This window comes from Hornefia butyriciproducens (assembly GCF_009695915.1).
In the GTDB taxonomy this organism is placed as follows: Bacteria; Bacillota; Clostridia; order Peptostreptococcales; family Anaerovoracaceae; genus Aminicella; species Aminicella butyriciproducens.
Window position 1 is genome coordinate 55,791 of record NZ_VUMZ01000006.1, and the last position, 18,004, is coordinate 73,794.

General features: G+C 50.3%; 13 protein-coding genes and 1 riboswitch. Of the genes, 4 read left to right on the forward strand and 9 right to left on the reverse strand.

What is annotated here, in order from left to right; translation table 11 throughout:
• The first annotated feature begins 2 nt into the window (after window positions 1-2).
• From FYJ64_RS07295 to FYJ64_RS07310, 4 genes are all read left to right on the forward strand, one after another.
• Window positions 3-434 (forward strand): acetolactate synthase, encoded by a 432-nt coding sequence (locus FYJ64_RS07295; protein ID WP_154574525.1) that lies wholly within the window; start codon window positions 3-5, stop codon window positions 432-434.
• 419 nt (window positions 435-853) lie between these two features.
• Window positions 854-4,348 (forward strand): isopeptide-forming domain-containing fimbrial protein, encoded by a 3,495-nt coding sequence (locus FYJ64_RS07300; RefSeq protein ID WP_154574526.1) that lies wholly within the window; start codon window positions 854-856, stop codon window positions 4,346-4,348.
• 173 nt (window positions 4,349-4,521) lie between these two features.
• Window positions 4,522-5,205, forward strand: a complete 684-nt coding sequence (locus FYJ64_RS07305) for a response regulator transcription factor (RefSeq protein ID WP_154574527.1) — start codon at window positions 4,522-4,524, stop codon at window positions 5,203-5,205.
• 69 nt (window positions 5,206-5,274) lie between these two features.
• Window positions 5,275-5,814: a GTP pyrophosphokinase gene (locus FYJ64_RS07310; RefSeq protein ID WP_154574528.1), complete on the forward strand. Its 540-nt coding sequence runs from the start codon at window positions 5,275-5,277 to the stop codon at window positions 5,812-5,814.
• Window positions 5,815-6,320: 506 nt separating this feature from the next.
• On the opposite strand, the gene yneA is transcribed toward FYJ64_RS07310, so the two are convergent.
• The 9 genes from yneA to miaA form a co-directional block, all read right to left on the reverse strand.
• The gene (gene yneA / locus FYJ64_RS07315; RefSeq protein ID WP_206045585.1) at window positions 6,321-6,620 is read right to left on the reverse strand and encodes a cell division suppressor protein YneA; all 300 of its coding nucleotides are present in this window, start codon (window positions 6,618-6,620) and stop codon (window positions 6,321-6,323) included.
• A gap of 265 nt (window positions 6,621-6,885) precedes the next feature.
• Complete coding sequence (locus FYJ64_RS07320) at window positions 6,886-7,989, reverse strand: ABC transporter ATP-binding protein (protein WP_154574530.1); 1,104 nt, start codon at window positions 7,987-7,989, stop codon at window positions 6,886-6,888.
• A gap of 1 nt (window position 7,990) precedes the next feature.
• A complete protein-coding gene (locus FYJ64_RS07325; protein WP_154574531.1) occupies window positions 7,991-9,058 on the reverse strand; it encodes a FecCD family ABC transporter permease in 1,068 nt (355 codons plus the stop codon).
• A 114-nt stretch (window positions 9,059-9,172) separates the two neighbouring features.
• Window positions 9,173-10,333, reverse strand: a complete 1,161-nt coding sequence (locus FYJ64_RS07330) for an ABC transporter substrate-binding protein (RefSeq protein ID WP_154574532.1) — start codon at window positions 10,331-10,333, stop codon at window positions 9,173-9,175.
• A gap of 15 nt (window positions 10,334-10,348) precedes the next feature.
• Entirely contained in the window at window positions 10,349-13,273 is a 2,925-nt protein-coding gene (locus tag FYJ64_RS07335) for a hypothetical protein (protein ID WP_154574533.1), read from the reverse strand.
• Window positions 13,274-13,501: 228 nt separating this feature from the next.
• Window positions 13,502-13,756: riboswitch (cobalamin riboswitch) on the reverse strand.
• A gap of 69 nt (window positions 13,757-13,825) precedes the next feature.
• Window positions 13,826-14,548 carry a TVP38/TMEM64 family protein gene (locus tag FYJ64_RS07340; RefSeq protein WP_154574534.1) on the reverse strand — a complete coding sequence of 241 codons (723 nt, stop codon included), beginning with the start codon at window positions 14,546-14,548 and terminating at the stop codon, window positions 13,826-13,828.
• Window positions 14,545-15,852, reverse strand: a complete 1,308-nt coding sequence (locus tag FYJ64_RS07345) for a methionine gamma-lyase family protein (RefSeq protein WP_154574535.1) — start codon at window positions 15,850-15,852, stop codon at window positions 14,545-14,547. The genes FYJ64_RS07340 and FYJ64_RS07345 overlap by 4 nt, the downstream gene beginning before the upstream one ends.
• A complete protein-coding gene (locus FYJ64_RS07350; RefSeq protein WP_154574536.1) occupies window positions 15,842-17,086 on the reverse strand; it encodes a tyrosine-type recombinase/integrase in 1,245 nt (414 codons plus the stop codon). The genes FYJ64_RS07345 and FYJ64_RS07350 overlap by 11 nt, the downstream gene beginning before the upstream one ends.
• The gene (miaA, locus tag FYJ64_RS07355; RefSeq protein ID WP_154574537.1) at window positions 17,059-18,003 is read right to left on the reverse strand and encodes a tRNA (adenosine(37)-N6)-dimethylallyltransferase MiaA; all 945 of its coding nucleotides are present in this window, start codon (window positions 18,001-18,003) and stop codon (window positions 17,059-17,061) included. Before miaA ends, FYJ64_RS07350 begins: the two co-directional genes overlap by 28 nt.
• Between the last annotated feature and the right edge of the window lies 1 nt (window position 18,004).

Genomic DNA, 18,004 nt, shown 5'->3' on the forward strand with positions numbered 1-18,004 from the left:
GAATGGATGTAAAACAGATTTCCGTATTTCTGGAAAACAGACCGGGGGCCCTGTATGAATTCACAGAGCTTCTGAAAAAGAACGACATCAATATGAGAGCTCTCTGTCTTGCAGAGATCTCCGAGTACGGCGTTCTGCGCCTGATCGTCGATGATAACTACGAACTGACCACTGTACTGAAGGCGGAGGATTACATCTTCAAAGCTACGCCTGTTCTGGCCATCGCTATCAGGGACGAGCCGGGAAGCCTGGTAAATATCCTCGCCGCGCTAAAAGACGCCGAGATTAATGTAGAGTACACTTACGCCTTTACGACAAAGCACAGAGATGAGGCCTACATCATTCTCAAGGTCAGCGACGTCGAGGGAGGGCACAAAGCTCTGAGCCAGGCGGGAATTAAAATCCTGGATCAGGAGGACCTTGAAAAGCTGTAGCTTCAGATTTCTTATTTTGGGCAACCGAGGATTCTTTAATTCAGGTTTGACAGATTCTGACATCTATGATATGATGTTGATGGAAAAGAATGCAAAAAAGGCGGTTGAAACATCCCGTCTTTTTTTCTTGTATCTTTTACAGAACATGCTATTTCAACGGCTGCGGCGCTCGTGCGTTTTTTTGTACAAAGAAAATCGGCCTGAATCGGAGCGAATCACCGCGGAGTATGGGGAAAACGTCCGGAAGGACGTTTTTTTCGTTTGGGAGGATGGAGAAAATGAGACAGAGCATCAAAAAATTTTTATTCCAGTCCAGAGAGCCACCGGAAAAAAGAATGCTGTCAACTGTCAGAGCCCATTAAGTCCGGCAGGAACTTAATAACGGGTAGACACTAAATTAAAGAAGGAAAGGAAATCAGATGAAAAACAGAATGTTAAACGCGGCAGGCAGGGTTTGCCTGCTGCTCGGAATAATCCTTTGTTCCGCTGTGATCACCCATGCAGCCACTGCTCAACCCCTCAGCAGCTCTTCAGGTTACAAGGCGTTTCAGACCAGAGCCGGCGGCGCTTATTCCACCTGGGACAGCGCGAAAAAAGCGCTGAGCTGCGATGAACTGTACGCCTTCCGAATCCTTCCCGGATCGGACAGCAGCAGTACGGTGCTCAAGGGGAGTCCTTTGAGCAAAGCTGTTGAATACAAGAATTCCAACGGTGAAAGGGACAACCTCGGTAACATTAAAACAACCTGGCAGTTCAAACTGAAGAATTCCGGCAGCAATAAAGGCGCAGTCAGGGTAAAATACACCAATTATTACTGGTACGCTCCAAAGCACGAGAAAGCCCTGCGTTCCGGTTCGATGGCCGGTTATGTGAAACTGGATATTGTGGCTGAACTCTGCTCAGCTGATTACGTGAAACACAAAAAACCGTTAAACAATACTTTGTCTCCGTATTTCACCCTGAGCAAAAAGGCATACGCCGGAATGACCAGACTGAATACTTTCAACATCGGTACTCTTGAAATGAAATATTCCTATTATTTCTCAGGGACGGATACTCCGGCAGAAATCACATCCAACTTTACCTACCTGGATATCGACTGGGGACAGGCGATGTCTTTTCGGGCTGACGGTATAAAGAAGAGCGCCGTACCATCCAACAGCAAACTTTCTTACAAGGAAGAAAAAGGCTGGCATTTCTTCTCCAATTATGCCTACAACGTGGCGAAAGGCGCAGCAAATCCAGAAAACGGAGTATCTATTGCATATAAGACCAGAGCCCTGGCTGTCCGGTATCATTCCGACCAGATCGTAGAAAAGGCGGGCAAAAAAACCTATAAAGAGGGTGCAATGAACGGTGCGCGGTCATTTTACGGACCGCAACAGGACTGGAGTCTGATTCGTTTCGAGACTCCGGATCCGCAGAAAACAGTTAGCAGCAGCGAAAAGAATAATGTCACCGATCTGGATCTGCCCGACCTTCATCAATCCTTTACATTCAACTGTTCACAGGAGATTCCCGCAGGATATCATGAAGGATTCTATTTCAAGTCCTTTGTCCTCAGGGACACACTTGACAGCTGTCTTGTTACGGATATCTCCAAAATACGCATTCAGAACAGGGGAGGGAAGGATCTCAGCAGTCTCTTCCGGATTGAAACCGATGGCAGAAATATCACCGCAACCTGCACAGATGTGAACAATACGGCACTCTACGGAAATGGTGCGGGAGAGACCATCACGCTGCATATTGAAGCCTCGGTCCGCCACGATGTCAGTGCAGAAGAACTGCGCGATCATAAGCATTTTGACACCACGGAAACCTCTGCAGAATTTCCCAACCGGTTCTCAGCGGTCATTGACGGGTGGGAACGGTTCTCTAACAAAGTATCCGTCCGCATACATTTTCCACAGGATGAGAAGGGTAGACCGGGACTCGCCGTGAACAAAACCACAGAACCTTATGAATTCCAGGTCGGTGACGAAGTCCCGTACAGAATCAGTATCTGGCAGACTAATTCAAAGGCGTCCGCAACCTGTGTCAGAGTCAGAGATACCGATCTTCCCGCAAATATGACAATTGATCCTAAGACACTGAAAGCAGCAGGAATCAATCGGGAATTCTCTCTGAAGGCTGTTAGCGGAGGATTCGAGTTCACCACGCCTGAACTTCGATTCGGAGAGACTGTCACTATCACGTTCAGCGCAGTCCCGGGAAACGCGCTGAATGGAACTGTCGTACCGAATATAGTAAGGGCGTCGGCCGATACTGTTCCGGAGCGCTCTGCTTCGACCTCTGTATATATAAACAGTCCGAAGCTGAACATAGAAAAGAAATCTGTACAGGAAAAGGCAGAGTATGAAGCAGGGGACACGGTACAATTCACCGCAGACATCACCAACATCAATCCCGGAACCTTCATGAGAAATATCGTTCTGGTGGATACCCTGGAGACCCCCGGTCTGACACTGGATCCCGATTCGCTGAAGATAACAGGAGGCGACGGGACTGCGCTGACAAAGGGAACTGATTACCTGCTATACCCGTATAAAGAGGGCGCTGACCGCGTTGCGGGGCAGGAACTGAAAACCTCCGCGCAGAGTTTCCGAAATTCCGGTGAAACGCTGCCCCGGGAAAATCACGGCGGCTTCGTGATTCGATTCCTCGGAAAATACGCCAACATCGGATACAGGGACGGGAAGGAACCGGCCTCTTCGGATTCCCGCGGATCGAAAGCAAATTATCTGAAACGTGAGCATAAGACTGATTATCAGGATCTGAATCTGAAGAACGGTCTGCATCTCTCGTATGCCATGACCGTTGACGAGTCAGAACTTCCTGCACAGCAGCTCAGGAATTTTGTACGCGCACCCGCCACAGACAACACAAACGGCATTCGAATCAAGGATCAGGATACGATTCCTTCAGGCGGCGATTTCTCCGAAACAGGCGTTAATTTCCGCCCGAAGACACCGTTACTTGTAATCAGCAAGAAAAGCGACCGGACGCTGTACAAAGCAGGAGAGAAAGGGCATTATACTATCAAACTCACCCAGGCCCGCGACCGTGTGACAGCGAAAAATATCATCATAAAAGACGCTTTTGAACAAAGGAGCCTCGGGGTCTGTGATCCTGATTCTATACGCGTGAAGAAGGGAGATCAGGATATTACTGCATCTTGCGACATTTCTGCAGATCACAAAGCAGGGACCTGCATCATCCGGACTCATACAGATCTTTCGTTTCGTGAAACTCTGACTGTAACCTATGACATCACCTTCGCAGACAAAATACCTGCGCAGGCCGCAATGATCAACAGGGCCGTTGGCAGTGCGGAAAATGCTGAACCGGCAGAAACTGAAAACAGGGTCGGATTTATCGGCGGTGTGAGGAAAATCATTCACTCTAAGACTGTACGCGAGTCAGTAACCTCGAAAAACACTTATCTTCACTATACGTTGACGACAAAAGCGCTCACTCCGCTGCGCCGGGTAATTATCATGGATCATGTGATGACAGACAACCTGCGATATGATCCGGCCTCCGTCAAAGTCCTCTATAACGGAAGAGACATCACAAAATCCTGCGGCATCAGCTTCGGTCTGGACCATTTTCAGGTTGAGACCCGACGGGACGCGCAGCCGAAGGACAGCTTCAGAATCACATACCGTGCCCGGGCGACAAACGGCAGGAAAGTGAAGAACATCTCCGCTGCTTACGCAACAGATGTAGACCCCGTAAAGGCCGAAGCCAATGTTCCGCCAAAATCCGCTCATACGCCGACTGCAGTAACAAAGCACGGCAAAACGCCCGCACCGGCAACCGGTGACCGGACGACGCTGCTTCTGTACGTGACACTCGCGGTGATTTCATTCGGAATCATTACATGTCTGATGGCGTTTAGAAGAAACTGAGTTGCTGAACTTTGAGATTTGGAGAATCCGCAATTTTGGAATCAAATATGCCGGGGATGTGATGAATTCCTTCACATCCCCGGCAGGACTCTTTTCTGAATCGTCATATACAGCTCATTTATCAATTATATTCGTACTGTATTCTGGTATGCAGAGGGGAGGGGAGTAAACTCATGAATCATACCAGAAAGAAACTCCTGCTGGCTGAGGACGAACAGCTTTTGTCAGAGGCAATCCGGGAAATGCTGGAATTCAAAGGATTCTCAGTAAGTTGTGCGGAGAACGGAAGTGATGCGCTTTCCATGGTACGGGAAACACGATATGACTGTATGCTGCTGGATATCATGATGCCTGTCATGAGCGGAACGGAAGCGCTCAAGAGAATGCGCGAGGAAGGGATACATACGCCGGCCATTCTTCTGACCGCACGCGATGATATCGACGATAAGGTCGCGGGTCTCGATCTCGGTGCTGACGACTATATCACCAAACCGTTTTCCTTTGACGAACTCATCGCACGGATCAACTCTGTCATCCGGAGAAGAAGCGGCGCTGTCATTCTGTCCGCAGGCTGTGTCCGACTTGATACTCTGGAGGGGGAACTTTCGGCAAAGCATTCCATCCGGCTGGGGCCCAAGGAAACCGATCTGATGCGCTATCTGATTCAAAATATGAACCGGGATATCGATTTCAGCCTGGTCATGGATCAGATATGGGAAGACGACCCCGACACAGACAAAGAAAAGCTGTCGCTTTACATCAGTTATCTCAATGACAAACTGGCTTCCATCAATGCGGATCTGCATATTTTAAGCGATCATCAATCCTGCCGGCTGACAGAACTTGAATCCGCATAATAAACGAAACCGCACCGCAGATAACTGAGGACCGCTGATAAATACAAAAATAGCAAAACAACAGAAACCATGAACAGTATATATGGAGAACATCTCCCTGAAATGAACGCAATCGCGGATGAAATCAGCAGAATGCTGGAGAACGGAAATTACGAACACATCCGCAGAAGAATCAAGTCCGAGGAAAGTATGCGGAACAAATGCCGTCTCAACCATCTTCCTGAGAACGAACGTTCTGCTCTGGAATCGATACATGATGCCATCGGCTTCCGGATCATATGCCATTTTATAGACGAAGTGTATGATTATGCTAAGATGATCCGTAACGCGTTTACAGTCACAGCAGAGAAGGATTACATCCGAGACTGCAAGCCGAACGGTTACAGAAGTTATCATATGATTGTCCGCTATAAAGGGTATTATGTCGAATTTCAACTCAGAACTATCGCAATGGATACCTGGGCAAGTCTGGAGCATGAGATTAAATATAAAAAGGAACTTTCAAATCCGGAACTCATCGGTGCGGAACTGAAACGCTGTGCTGATGAACTGGCGTCCTGTGATATATCCATGCAGGTGCTACGCAAAAGATCCGGAAGGGCGCTATAAAAAAAATAAATGTATATGGCAGAAAAAACAGGAGGGTGCGGGTCGGTCGTTATTCACGGGGCACGCTCTCCTGGATTTTCCAGTCGCAACTATTCCTAAAATCATAATTTTGGGAATAGTTGCGGGTAAAATAATAAAAACGCATTATGATACGCCATGCTCAGGTTGACCCGTATATTGGGTTGACCCGTATATCCTCATCATCATTTAAAATCGCTTAAAACGTAAATTTAAGCCTCGTTTTAGCAGACACTTTTTTAGCAGTTCTCTGGCTGGGACAAGATCGGAACAATACCAGACATACACGACTCCCTTGTCTTGTATGCGCGTCAGACATCATTTTATTATGAAGTCTGTTATGAAATCTGCTTCTAAAAAAGATTTACTTATGATAAAGGCCCGCTGCGCCGGGTGTATCAGGTCCGGCTGCCGGGTCCTTATCAAAACCTCTAATCCAGGAGTTTCATCCGAGCGCCAGTTCGGAACACCTGAAATGTAATATGGGATCAATCATACACCGGTACGAGGATTTTCTGTCCCGATGCAATGTCGTTTGCCTGTATATCATTAGTCTCACAGATATCATGTACGACCTGACGGACGTCTTGGTTGTCCGGAGCATATTCAGCCGCAATCGACCATAATGTATCACCGGATTCAATCTCCACACATCTGTACTGATCCATTGATAAACTGTTCGCTGTATTGAAACCTGCAATTGTCGAAGCCGCTGTGAATACCGTCAGCAGCACAATAACCATAAAGATTGTAAATCTGAACTTCGATGCAATTCTCATCTTCCTCATCATGTATACCTCCTGTACGAAACGTTCGCCCGGAACGTTTGTTCGTACTAATATAGTATCAGAATGTATGTTCGTTGTCAATAGTAAAGCGAACATTTGTTTTCTTTTCTCGTCACTTTTTACTGTGCACCGGCAGAAATTCTGCCCCTGTCTGCATCGAAGTATTTCTTTGTTCCTTCAGAGTTCCAAAAAAAAGACGCCGGTTCGGCGCCTCTGCGGTCGATATTATTTAGTTGTGAAATGTGGTTCTGTTCTGTAACGAGGTTCAGACCTCCTCCAGGATTCCTTTGTCCGCCGCAAGCCTGACGAGATCAAACAGGCGGGCGTTGATTCCGCCTTTGGGGACTCCCGCATAGATTACCCTCTGACACTGTTCCATCTCCCCCACCGCCTGTTCATAGGTCTCAGGAGAAATCTCCGCAAACGGACGTTCGCTTATTACCTTGCAGGCCAGGAGCGAAGCCAGCTGATAATCAATATCGTTCTCATACAGGATGCCCGCGGCGAAAGGAATATTCTCCTGCTGAAGCTCACGATAAATCCGTATGCCGGTTCCCCCTGAGGATATCACAAAGACCTGCGGCGTATTTCCCTCAGGCCTTGCCAGTTCAATGCTTCCGAACACGGGATCATAAAAGCCGTTGTCGATATCGTAGAGCTCACGTATAACCTCCGAATGAAAAATCTCCTCCGGCGTTCCGGCCCGGACTGCATGCTCCCCGCTGACACAGACAATCCGATCCGAGATTTTCTGTGCGAGATCAATCTCATGGAGGGTCATGACGATAGTGATTCCCTTTTCTTTGGCCATCCGGCGCAGGATACTCAGGAGTTCAAGCTTGTACCGGATGTCCAGAAATGATGTCGGCTCGTCCAGAAGAATGATTTCCGGCTCCTGACAGATTGCCCGGGCAAGCATCACACGCTGTTTCTGCCCGTCACTGATAGCATTGAAATCACGGTTTCCAAGCTCACGCGCATGAACCGTCTCCAGCGCCTCGTCCACCTTTGCTTCGTCCTCATGGGTCAGAATGCCCAGACGGCCGGTATACGGATACCGTCCGGCCGCTACGATATCGTGACAGGTCAGAAGCTCCGGTTTCGGACGGTCTGTCAGAACCACAGCCATGCGGGTGGATAGTTCCCGGAAGGTCATCTCGTTCAGTCTGCTCCCGTCGATGACCACGTCACCGCGCAACATGGAAAGCTGCCGGGCGATTGTCTTCAGAATCGTGGATTTTCCGGCGCCGTTGGGTCCGATGAGCGTCACGATCTCACCCCTGCGAACGTTCAGACAGATATCGTCAATGAGGCTTTTGTTGTGATAACCCACAGAAAGCTGTTCAAGAGCCAGATAATTTTCTTTCATCTCATCTGCCTCTCTTTCTGCTGATCATCATATAGATGACAATCGGTGCGCCGAAAACGGATGTCACGGTACTGATGTTCAGTTCCAGCGGAGCGAAGGCAAGCCGCGCGATGAGATCGCAGAACATACAGAACACCGCTCCCATCACAAATGCTCCCGGAATCACCACGATGGGTCTGGACGTGCCCAGCGCTCCTTTGATCAGGAACGGTACCGCGATACCAACAAAGGAAATCGGTCCGGCGAAGGCCGTCACTGTTGCCGAAAACACGCTGGAAAGAAGAATCAGCACAATCCTGAACACACGGATATTCACACCGATACTGCGCGCATAGGATTCTCCCAGCTGATAGGCGCTGATGGGCTTGGCGCAGCACAGTGTGAGAGCAAACGTAATAAACACCACAACTGAGATGATCCGAACGCTTTCCCAGCTCATCCCGGAAAAACTGCCTTGAGACCAGCCGTGAAGATTTGCGATATCCGAGTCGCTGGCGAAGGTAATGATGAAATCCGTGACAGCGGAACAAATATAGCCGATCATGATTCCCGCCACAAGCAGAGCCGCCATATTCTGGATTCTCCGGGCAACAAGCAAAATAAAGCCCACCGACGCCAGAGAACCGGCAAAGGCCGCCACAATCATCGTATAGGAGGAAATCGTGGAATAATATTTCAGTGCGACGATCATAACAAAGGCTACAACCATTTTCGCTCCGGAAGAGATTCCCAGAACATAGGGTCCCGCAATCGGATTCTCAAAGAATGTCTGAAGCAGAAATCCGGACAGCGCAAGAGCGCCGCCCAGAATAGCCGCCGTAAGTATCCTGGGAAGGCGGATTCTCCATATTATATTGGTTTCCTTGATATCTCCCTGTCCGGTGAACAATATCCTGACGATATGATCCAGCGATATATGTACATTACCGGAATTGATATTGATCACAGTCATCACGCAGAATGCGGCGAACAGCAGTACGAATACCATGGTATAGCGGCTGCGCCGCCGAAGGTTTTCGTGCTGAAAGCTTTCGGCGGCTGCCGGGATTGCGGGAATATTTTTTTTCATAAATAACTACCTGTATTTCCTCCGATTTCTCTTTTCGCGTACACGGTCGAATAGAAAGAAAGGTCGTGTACTCTGGTTCTGACGTTACGGGATGCAGCGCAGAACAGAGGATCCTCACTTCAGTTTCGTCAGGAACTTCATTTCAGACAGATGCTTTTGTGTCACGAGATAATGAAAGTCCAGGATCATATCGCCGACGATGTCCGTCCGCTGATACATCGATGCTCCCGTTGCGTAACACTGTCCGTTTTTCACCGCTTTGAACTTTTTCATAATCGGATCCTTTGCGATCAGATCATCCATGGAACGAACCGTGCTGTCGATGCTCCCGTTGTACACGATATAATCGGCATCAGCGGCCGTATCGTAGAACTTTTCAATGGTCATCGGAACGGAGGTTTTCCCGTCGGAATCAGTCAGTTTCTTGAACACGTACCGTCCGCCGGCCATCTCGATCATCGTGGGAACGTAGTCTTTACTGCTGCGCACCACCGCTTTTCCGTCCGTGGATATATAGAAGAAGGCTACGGTTTTCTCCGTATTCCTGAAATCGTCCAGGGCGGAGATCTTCTTTTCCTGTTTTTCAAAGAAAGCCTGGGCCTGTTTCTCATGTCCGGTCAGCGCGCCGTAAAGTTTGATCCACTCTGTGCGCCCCAGGGGATTTGATTCGTAGCTGGACCGGTCCACCATGACGGGGATTTTCAGATCCTCAATCATTTCCTTTACGTCCGGCGTATGATAAATCATCGTGGATTCAATGGCCAGACCGCATTTTTTGTCCAGCAGCAGTTCATAATCCGGCTCGCTGTACTTGCCAGCGTAAACGATCTTCCCCGCGTTCATCGCGTCCCGTACAGACCGGAAGGACCAGCCTCCCGATTTCAGCGAGGTCATGGAAATATTGTCCAGGGCGTCCATGGAAGAAAACAGTGCCATGGACGCAGTCGCCGCAAGATAGATGTTTTTCACCGGTCCGCGGAGAACCTTGATCTTTTTGCTCAGCTTTTCCGGTGACTTCTTTCCCTTCGGCACGATCAGGTACTTAGCATCGTCTTTAATATCGATAAGTTTGTACCCGTCTTTGTAGTAGTAAACATTGAATTCCTTTGCATAATCCAGTTTCATGGTCTTGCTGTAGGTCAGCCCGCTGATCTCAGGAGCCCCCGACGCGCCCGAAGCTGATTCGCTGTTCTTCGCACCGCATCCGGACAGCAGCACCGTGGCTGTCATCAGCGCCAGAAAAAGGACCATTCCTCTCTTGAATCGGTTTTTCATCTCATCCTGCCTTTTTTATTTCTGTTCTGCTTTTACTTCTTTCTCAAAAATATTCTGCGATTTTTTCGCGCTGCCGTAAATTTCTCCGTAAGCCCGGATCCATTCCTTTTTCCCCAGACGACTCTTCTCCTGCTGAGACCGGTCGAGGATGACCGGAATATCCAGTGCCGTAAAACGGGATTCCAGAGTCTCGAGCTTTTTCTGATCCGTTTCTGCCTGTTTCTTCTGCTTCGCGATCTTGTCTTTGTTCAGCAGGGTTTCCTTTGTCGAAATCTCCTTGGGAATCAGGCTTCCCGGCAAAACGGCCAGCCTGGTTTTCTTCCGGATGATTGTGCTGTACCGGGGTGATTCCGGAGTTCCGGCATAGGCTATATGCTTTTGCTTTATCGCTTTCGCAACGCCGGAGGCAGTGACCTTTTCAGGCGTTACGCCGGTGAGGCAGATGCCGTCGACCGCATCCATGGCGTCCAGGAACGACAAAGCAGAGTTCGATGCTACATAGCTCTTCTCTGCAGGGGTCCGGACGATGATATACTGTTTGTCCAGACCGGCGGGAACATCGAATTTCTCCGGAACCAGCAGATAGCTTACAACGTTGTTTTTATAAAGAGCTTCTGTAATCTCATGCTGGGAGCGAGCGACCGGTTTACCTTCCTCGTCATACTCCACCTTACCGTCTTCCTTTGCGAACCTCTTCGCGTTTTTCGTGTATTCCTCATACAGTGCGGTGTTCTTGCTGATATCTATGCTCAGCAGGGAAACGCCGTGGTTATATCGAAAGATCCGGAAGTATTTCGCATACTTGTTTTTCACCGTCGACTTGTATTTTAATCCGGTAATCTTCGGAGCAGATTTACTCAGCGAAAGTTTGGATTTTTGGGCGTCCTTCGCGGCTTTTTTTGCTTCTGCCCGAGCTTTTTTCGCGGCCTTGGCACTGACGGCTTTTTTCACATAGATAGTGTACCGGATCCAGTGAGGCTGGGACATGGCTGTGGTGCGTCCGATGATAGTATTATTGGCGTTCAGTTTCACCGGGATCACAAAGGTGGAAAGACCTCCCCCGCTTTTGGAATAAACCTTTCCGTTTGCCTTGAGACGGTCGTAGCTGCTGCTGCCGAACACGATGGTTGCATAGGCTTTTCCGCCTGTTACCGTGATTTTTCTGCATTTAATATAAGCGAGACGGCCGGAGCCTCCGGACCAGCTGAAGGAATCGGGAGTGTATACTCCGTCCTTCAGCGCGGTTCTGTTGTTGACCACGCCTGTGCTTTTCTGGCTGTCATCCTTATATTTGGATACCTTGTCCTTTTTTTTGCTCTTCTTGAATTTCGTCTGTTTACCGCTTGTGGCGTATTTGTCTTTCTTCTTCTTTGTCTTGGGAACTGTCGTCGATGTGCCGGAGGGAACCGCCTTCGCACCGCTGCTGTAGAAGATAATGGTATGTTCAAACCAGCTGTTCAGTTTCTTGGAATGAGCAGAGACCGTCAGATTTTTGTCCAGGGCGGAAACCGGCAACGTGTATGTATAATATCCGTTGACCACCTTCGCCTTGATCCACTGGTTCTTCGGTGCCTTCGCCGCCTCCAGCGCGGTTCCCATGTACAGATAGTCGTAGCCTTCTCCAGTCAGCGTGACGGTTGCGGTCATGTTTTTTTTACTGCCCTCCCCTTTAACCGTCAGAGTACTGTATTTGGTTCCGGTTTTCGGATAGAGGTAGAACATGCGATTATCGGTGTCTGACTTTACCTTCCAGGTTCCGGCTTTCAGGTCTTTCGTCTCTGCCGGCACTGTCGGATCCGATGGTGACGGATCGGGATCCTGTCCGCCGGAAGGCTCCGTATACTTCCCGGAGTTCACACTCATTCGAACGGTGATGGAATAGCTGATCCAGTGCGGATCAGACATTCTAACGGTTTTCCCGATGATAGGATTGGCCGTGTTCAGCGCCACCGGAACGGAAAATGTCGAGGTATTTGCAGCAGAATCCGTCACACCGTCGTAAATTTTGCCGTTTGCCTTCAGCTGTGTATATTTATCGCTGCTGAACACGATCGTCGCAACCGCCTTTCCGTCAGAAATCGTAACCTTCGGACAGGTAATAATCACTTTGTTCGTACCGCCGCTCACACTGAAGCTGTCCGGTACCCAGACGCCGTCCGCTAAATCGGTTCTGTTATCTACAGCAGGGGTATCCGGATCGTTCACCGGTTCACTTTTTTTTACGTGAATAGAATATTCAATATCGTTGATCTTCGACATTGCCGTGGTAGTTCCGACAATCGCCGTATCTTTGTTGAGAGCGACCGGAACTTTTTTGAACAAAGACCCGTTCGATGTGTCAGCCTCCGGCTCGTAGGTCTTTCCTCCGGCCTGAAGCTTCGTATAAGATTTGCTGCTGAACAGAATGTCGGCATATGCCTTCCCGTTCGTCACCGTAATCGTCGGAACCGTGATTTTCACTCTTCCGGTTCCGCCGGTGAAGGAAACGTCGTCCGGCGTGTAGATGCCGTCCTCCAGCGTCGTGCTGTTATCGATGGCGGAAGCTTCTCCGGCCTTTGCAGTCTGATTCTGTGCTGTCTCCTTTTCTTCGGAGGAAGCTGTCTTGCTGCCAGACGGATTTTCCGACGCATTGGATGTGCCCTGCTGCCTGCTTTCGGTCTGCCCCGACCGCTGCTGCATGGAGTCGGCGGAAGAAGCGGCTGACGAGTCGTTTGAGGAACCAGAGGCCGCTGTGCTCCGGTCCTCCTGCTGTGCCGCGTCTGTCGGTGCAGACTGACTTTCCTGCGTACCCGCCGCGGTCTCCTGCTGTGCCGTCGCTTTCGGAGACGCACTCCCGACGCCTGCGGAATCCTCCGCAAACGCACCGGCAAGCTGCGTCAGAACAAGCGCAGCGATTAACAGGAAGGATAACATAATTTTGTAATACTTTTTCTTTTTCAAAACAAATTCTCCTTCTCATCATTTTTTCGCTCAGCATGGCGTTCAGTTCTGGTAACATGACTGCGAGATATCTCAGACTAACAAAAAACCCACTTTCCTCCAAAGCGGGTGCTTGCATGAAAACTCAGTTATACTACATGAAATATCTGTTGCAGCGGAACAATGATGCAATGTGTTCAATGTTTCATCATGTTATTATTACAGGCACACTCTCCCCAGAAGCATTTCGCCGATAATTCTGATACAGCAGGTTTCCTGACTTACAGATCTTTGTTCCTCCGCGCCTTCTCAACAGCATCGAAATGACGGTGACAACCGGAACGCCGAAGCATTGCGGCCCCGTCGTCTGCGCCAGATGTATGCTGCCAATGGCATAGTACGGGAGAACTCCCTGTTTACAGTGACCGGATCGTTCGGGACTCACACCCGATTCCCTTTTAACCGCAGACTTCCGCCCACGGCACTGTACCGACATATTTAATTCTATATAAATTATAGCAATTGCCTTTCATTCTGTCAATGGCTCCGCGGCGATGCTTTCCGGGGCGTTCCTTACGATATTTTCTCATAAATCTGATCGATAAACAGGTTGACTCTCTTCCGGAAGATGAAACACAGGAGCAGAATCACGCCGCAGACAGCGCCGATCACGATCATCCCCCGATAATTTCCTTTCATCATCATATCGCCGAAAAGCAGGCATCCGCACAGTGCCGGAATTCTGCCGACAAGGGAGAGCAGAAGAAAGGCACGGAATTTCATGTGCGAGATTCCGGCGGCATAGCATACCAGATCCTTCGGAATCCCCGGGATCAGGTAAACCAGGAATGTCAGAATATACGCTTTTTCACTGTTGAAACGGCTCACATATTTTTCCATCCGTTCCTTTCCGAGAATCAGTTCGAGTCCGTCCTCACCCAGAAAACGCGCCAGATAATAGGCCACGGTTTCGCCTGCTGCACAGCCTGCCAGCGTCAGGATAAGTCCCGGAAAAAAACCGAACACCGAACCGGCGGCAAACTGAAAAATCTCTCCCGGAAGCACACTTACAACAATCTGAAGAATTTCAGCTGCAAGATAAATCATGACGCTCCTGATGCCGAATCCCCGCAGATAATGAATCGCATCCGAGTAACTGCGAAATCCGGAAATCACATCCTTCTGACAGATGATGATATAAATCGGCAGGGCGACGACAATTGCGACAAGCATAGCGAGCTTTAGTATCGTCAGAGCGCGGCGCAGCCGCTTTTCCCTGCTTCCTTTGTCACTCATACACAAAGTCCCCTTCCCTTCAGAAGTCCCTTTCGGTACAGTCGGTTCAGAGAGTTCATGACGCCTAGCCTGGAGTGTTCATATGTCAGCCCTCCCTGAAAATAGACGATAAACGGTTCCCTCATAGGTCCGTCAGCGCTCAGTTCGATGGAGGAACCCTGCACGAATGCGCCGGCCGCCATGACCACAGGATCCTCGTATCCCGGCATAGCCCATGGCTCCGGCCGCACAAAGGAATCCACCGGAGCGGCCGCCTGAATTCCCTCGCAGAAGGCGACCACCGACTCACCGCTTTCCAGACGGACCGCCTGAATAATATCCGACCGCGCTGCCTCCGATTCGGGGCAGACCCGATATCCTAAAGCGGAATACGCCTGCCCGCAGAGCAAAGCGCCCTTCACCGCGCCGTTCACCACAGATGGTGCAAGAAACAGTCCCTGCAGCATTGCTCTGGTCTGTCCAAAAGTCAGACCGCACTCCGCACCGATACCGGGACATGTCATGCGGTAGCTGATTTTTTCAATCAGTTCCGCCCGACCGCACACATAGCCGCCGGACAGCGCCAGTCCGCCGCCCGGATTTTTGATCAGTGAGCCGGCGATAACATCCGCGCCCACTTCAGAAGGTTCCCGGATATCCGTAAATTCCCCGTAACAGTTGTCGACCATGCAGATGATCTCCGGGTGCTCCTTATGCACAAAGGACGCCCACTCCTCAATCTGCGGAATCGTCAGCGCCCTCCTCCAGCTGTAACCTGTGGAGCGCTGCACACAGACCATCCTGGTGGAAGGGCCGATCGCCGCTGCTACGCCGTCAAGATCGATACTCCCGTCCGCCTTCAGTTCCACCTGTCTGTATTTTACCCCGTAATCCGCCAGTGAGCCCTTTCCCCGGCCCCGAATGCCGATGACCTCTTCCAGGGTGTCATACGGTCCGCCGCTGCAGTAGATCAGCTCGTCTCCAGGCCGGAGAAGTCCCATCAAAGTGATGGCAAGCGCATGAGTTCCGTTTACAATCGTAGGACGCACCAGCGCAGCCTCCGTACCGAAAATTTCAGCGTATACCCGCTCCGTCGCCTCCCGGCCAGCGTCGTCGTAGCCGTAACCGGTCGTCCATCCGAAATGCATATCCGCAATGCGATTTTTTTGCAGTGCGGACAAAACTTTGTATTGATTGTATTCCCGGATTTCGTCCTGTGCGGTGAATCGTCCGGATAACTGTTCTCCGCATACTTCCACATGTCTGATTACTGCGTCCTCAATACTGTATTTTTCAGCCAGAAGCTGATGAATCTCATTTTTCATTCTTATCCTCTCCGTTTCCGTATTCAGTCTCATACCGTTCTGCTTTATGCCGCCCGTTCCCATGCCGCTCAGTTTCATGCCGCACAGTTTCGTATTGCTCGGTTTCGCGCCGTTCGATTTCCCATTCCATGCCATGGACCAGATCACGCTTGACGTTCGCTTTATGACGGGCGTAGAGCTGGGTCGTCGTCACCTGCTCGTGATCCAGCAGCGCCGCCACATCATAAATTGAATTGCCCCGTCCGATCAGACTGGTTGCCGCCGTTGCCCGCAGCTTATGCGGGCTGTAGCCTGCACTGCGGCTGGTCTTCAGCGCGATGGATGTGTATTTCTTCACAAGCTCCCTGATCTGCCGCTGTGTCATCCGGCGTCCCTGAAGAGACAGAAACAGTGCGTCCCGGTGCTCCGGCACGACGGCGCTGTCTTCCTTGCGCTCGTTATTCAGATAATCGTGAATCACCGCGGTCACAGAATCGTTCATTGGCATGATGGATTCTTTTCCCCTCTTCCGGTAGATTTTGAACTCTCCCCGGCTGAAATTGAAAGAGGACACATTCAGCTGCTGAAGCTCCGAGAGACGCAGTCCGTAGGTCAGGAACAAAATCAGAATCGCCTTGTCCCGCTTTCTCGTCTTCTCCCAATAAGCCCGCTCATGCTCCGTCAGGCCGGTGCCGGTGCTCACAGCATCCAGCATGATCATTACCTCATCATCCTGCAGTGCTTTAATCTCCCTTTCGTCCGCCTTCTGCACCCGGATGGGATCGAATCCGTCGGTAATATTTCTGGAAATCAGCTCATCCCGGTACAGCTGCTTAAACATCACGGAAACAGAAGATTTCTTGCGGGCCAGAGTTTTGCTGTGATTTTCATAGACGGTAATGTTTTTCTCTGTCTCTACCCTGTATTTCCTGCAGTAATCCAGATAAATATTGATGTCCGCCGCCCGGATCGCGTCAAACTCCTTCAGTGTGATCTTCCCGATGCTCTCCGCCTCCGTCAGATCTGTCTCCCGAACCAGATAATTCAGAAAGAACCTGATGTCACGAAGGTAGGCAAGCCGGGTCATGGGAAGCACGTTTCCGCGCAGATAGATAAAAAAACCTCTCAGGAACCGGGGCATCTGCGTCTCCAGTTTCTCACACTCCTCGTCGATTTCATTTTCCGTCTCGACGATATTGTCCGGCCGGTCACTCTTGTTATGAATTTTTACGATTTTATCTGTTCCCTGAGCCATTCGTTCATTGCGCAGATACAGCGCTCCTCACTTTCATATTCCGATATGCTGAACCATTTCATGTCCCTGTACCGCCGGAACCAGGTCAGCTGCCGCTTTGCCAGATGTCTCGTGTTACGTTTAATCAGCCGCACGGCCTCCTCCCGGTCGTATTCCCCCTGAATATATCCGATGAGTTCTTTGTAGCCGATGCCCTTCATGGAAATATCCGTTCCTGTAAGACCCATGCTCAGAAGCTTGCGAACCTCCTGCTCCAGTCCCTGCTCCATCAGCATGTCCACTCTTCGGTTGATGCGGTCATAGAGTTCCTGACGATCGCGGTTCAGCCCGACGAGTACAGGCGAATAATCCTTTGTCGGAACAGGATCTGAAGCAAAATCCTTCACCCTGTTCCCCGCCTCCGCCGCCTCCAGCGCCCGGATCACCTTCTTCAGATTATTGGGATGGATCCTGTCTGCCGCCGCAGAATCCGCCGCCCTCAGCCGGTCATAGACCGCTGCCGGACCCTGCTCCTCCGCCAGAGCGTACATCGCGTCGCGAAACCCGTTGTTCTCCGGGGGCGCGCTGAAATCCATATCGTACAGAAGTGAATTGAGGTAGAGACCGGTTCCGCCTGCGATAATCGGGATCTTTCCGTGGACAAAGACCTCTTCGATGGCTGTCTTCGCCAGCTTCTGATAACGGGCGACGGAGAAACTTTCCCGCGGGTCAATCTGATCCACCAGATAATGACGGACCTTCGACTGCTCCTCCGCAGTAGGCTTGGCACTGCCGATATCCATGTACTGATAAAGCTGCATGGAATCACAGGAAATAATCTCTCCTCCCAGCGCCAGTGCGGCTTCGATGGCGAATCGGGTCTTGCCGACCGCAGTGGGACCGCAGATCGCGATGATTTTTCTGTCTGTATCATTCATT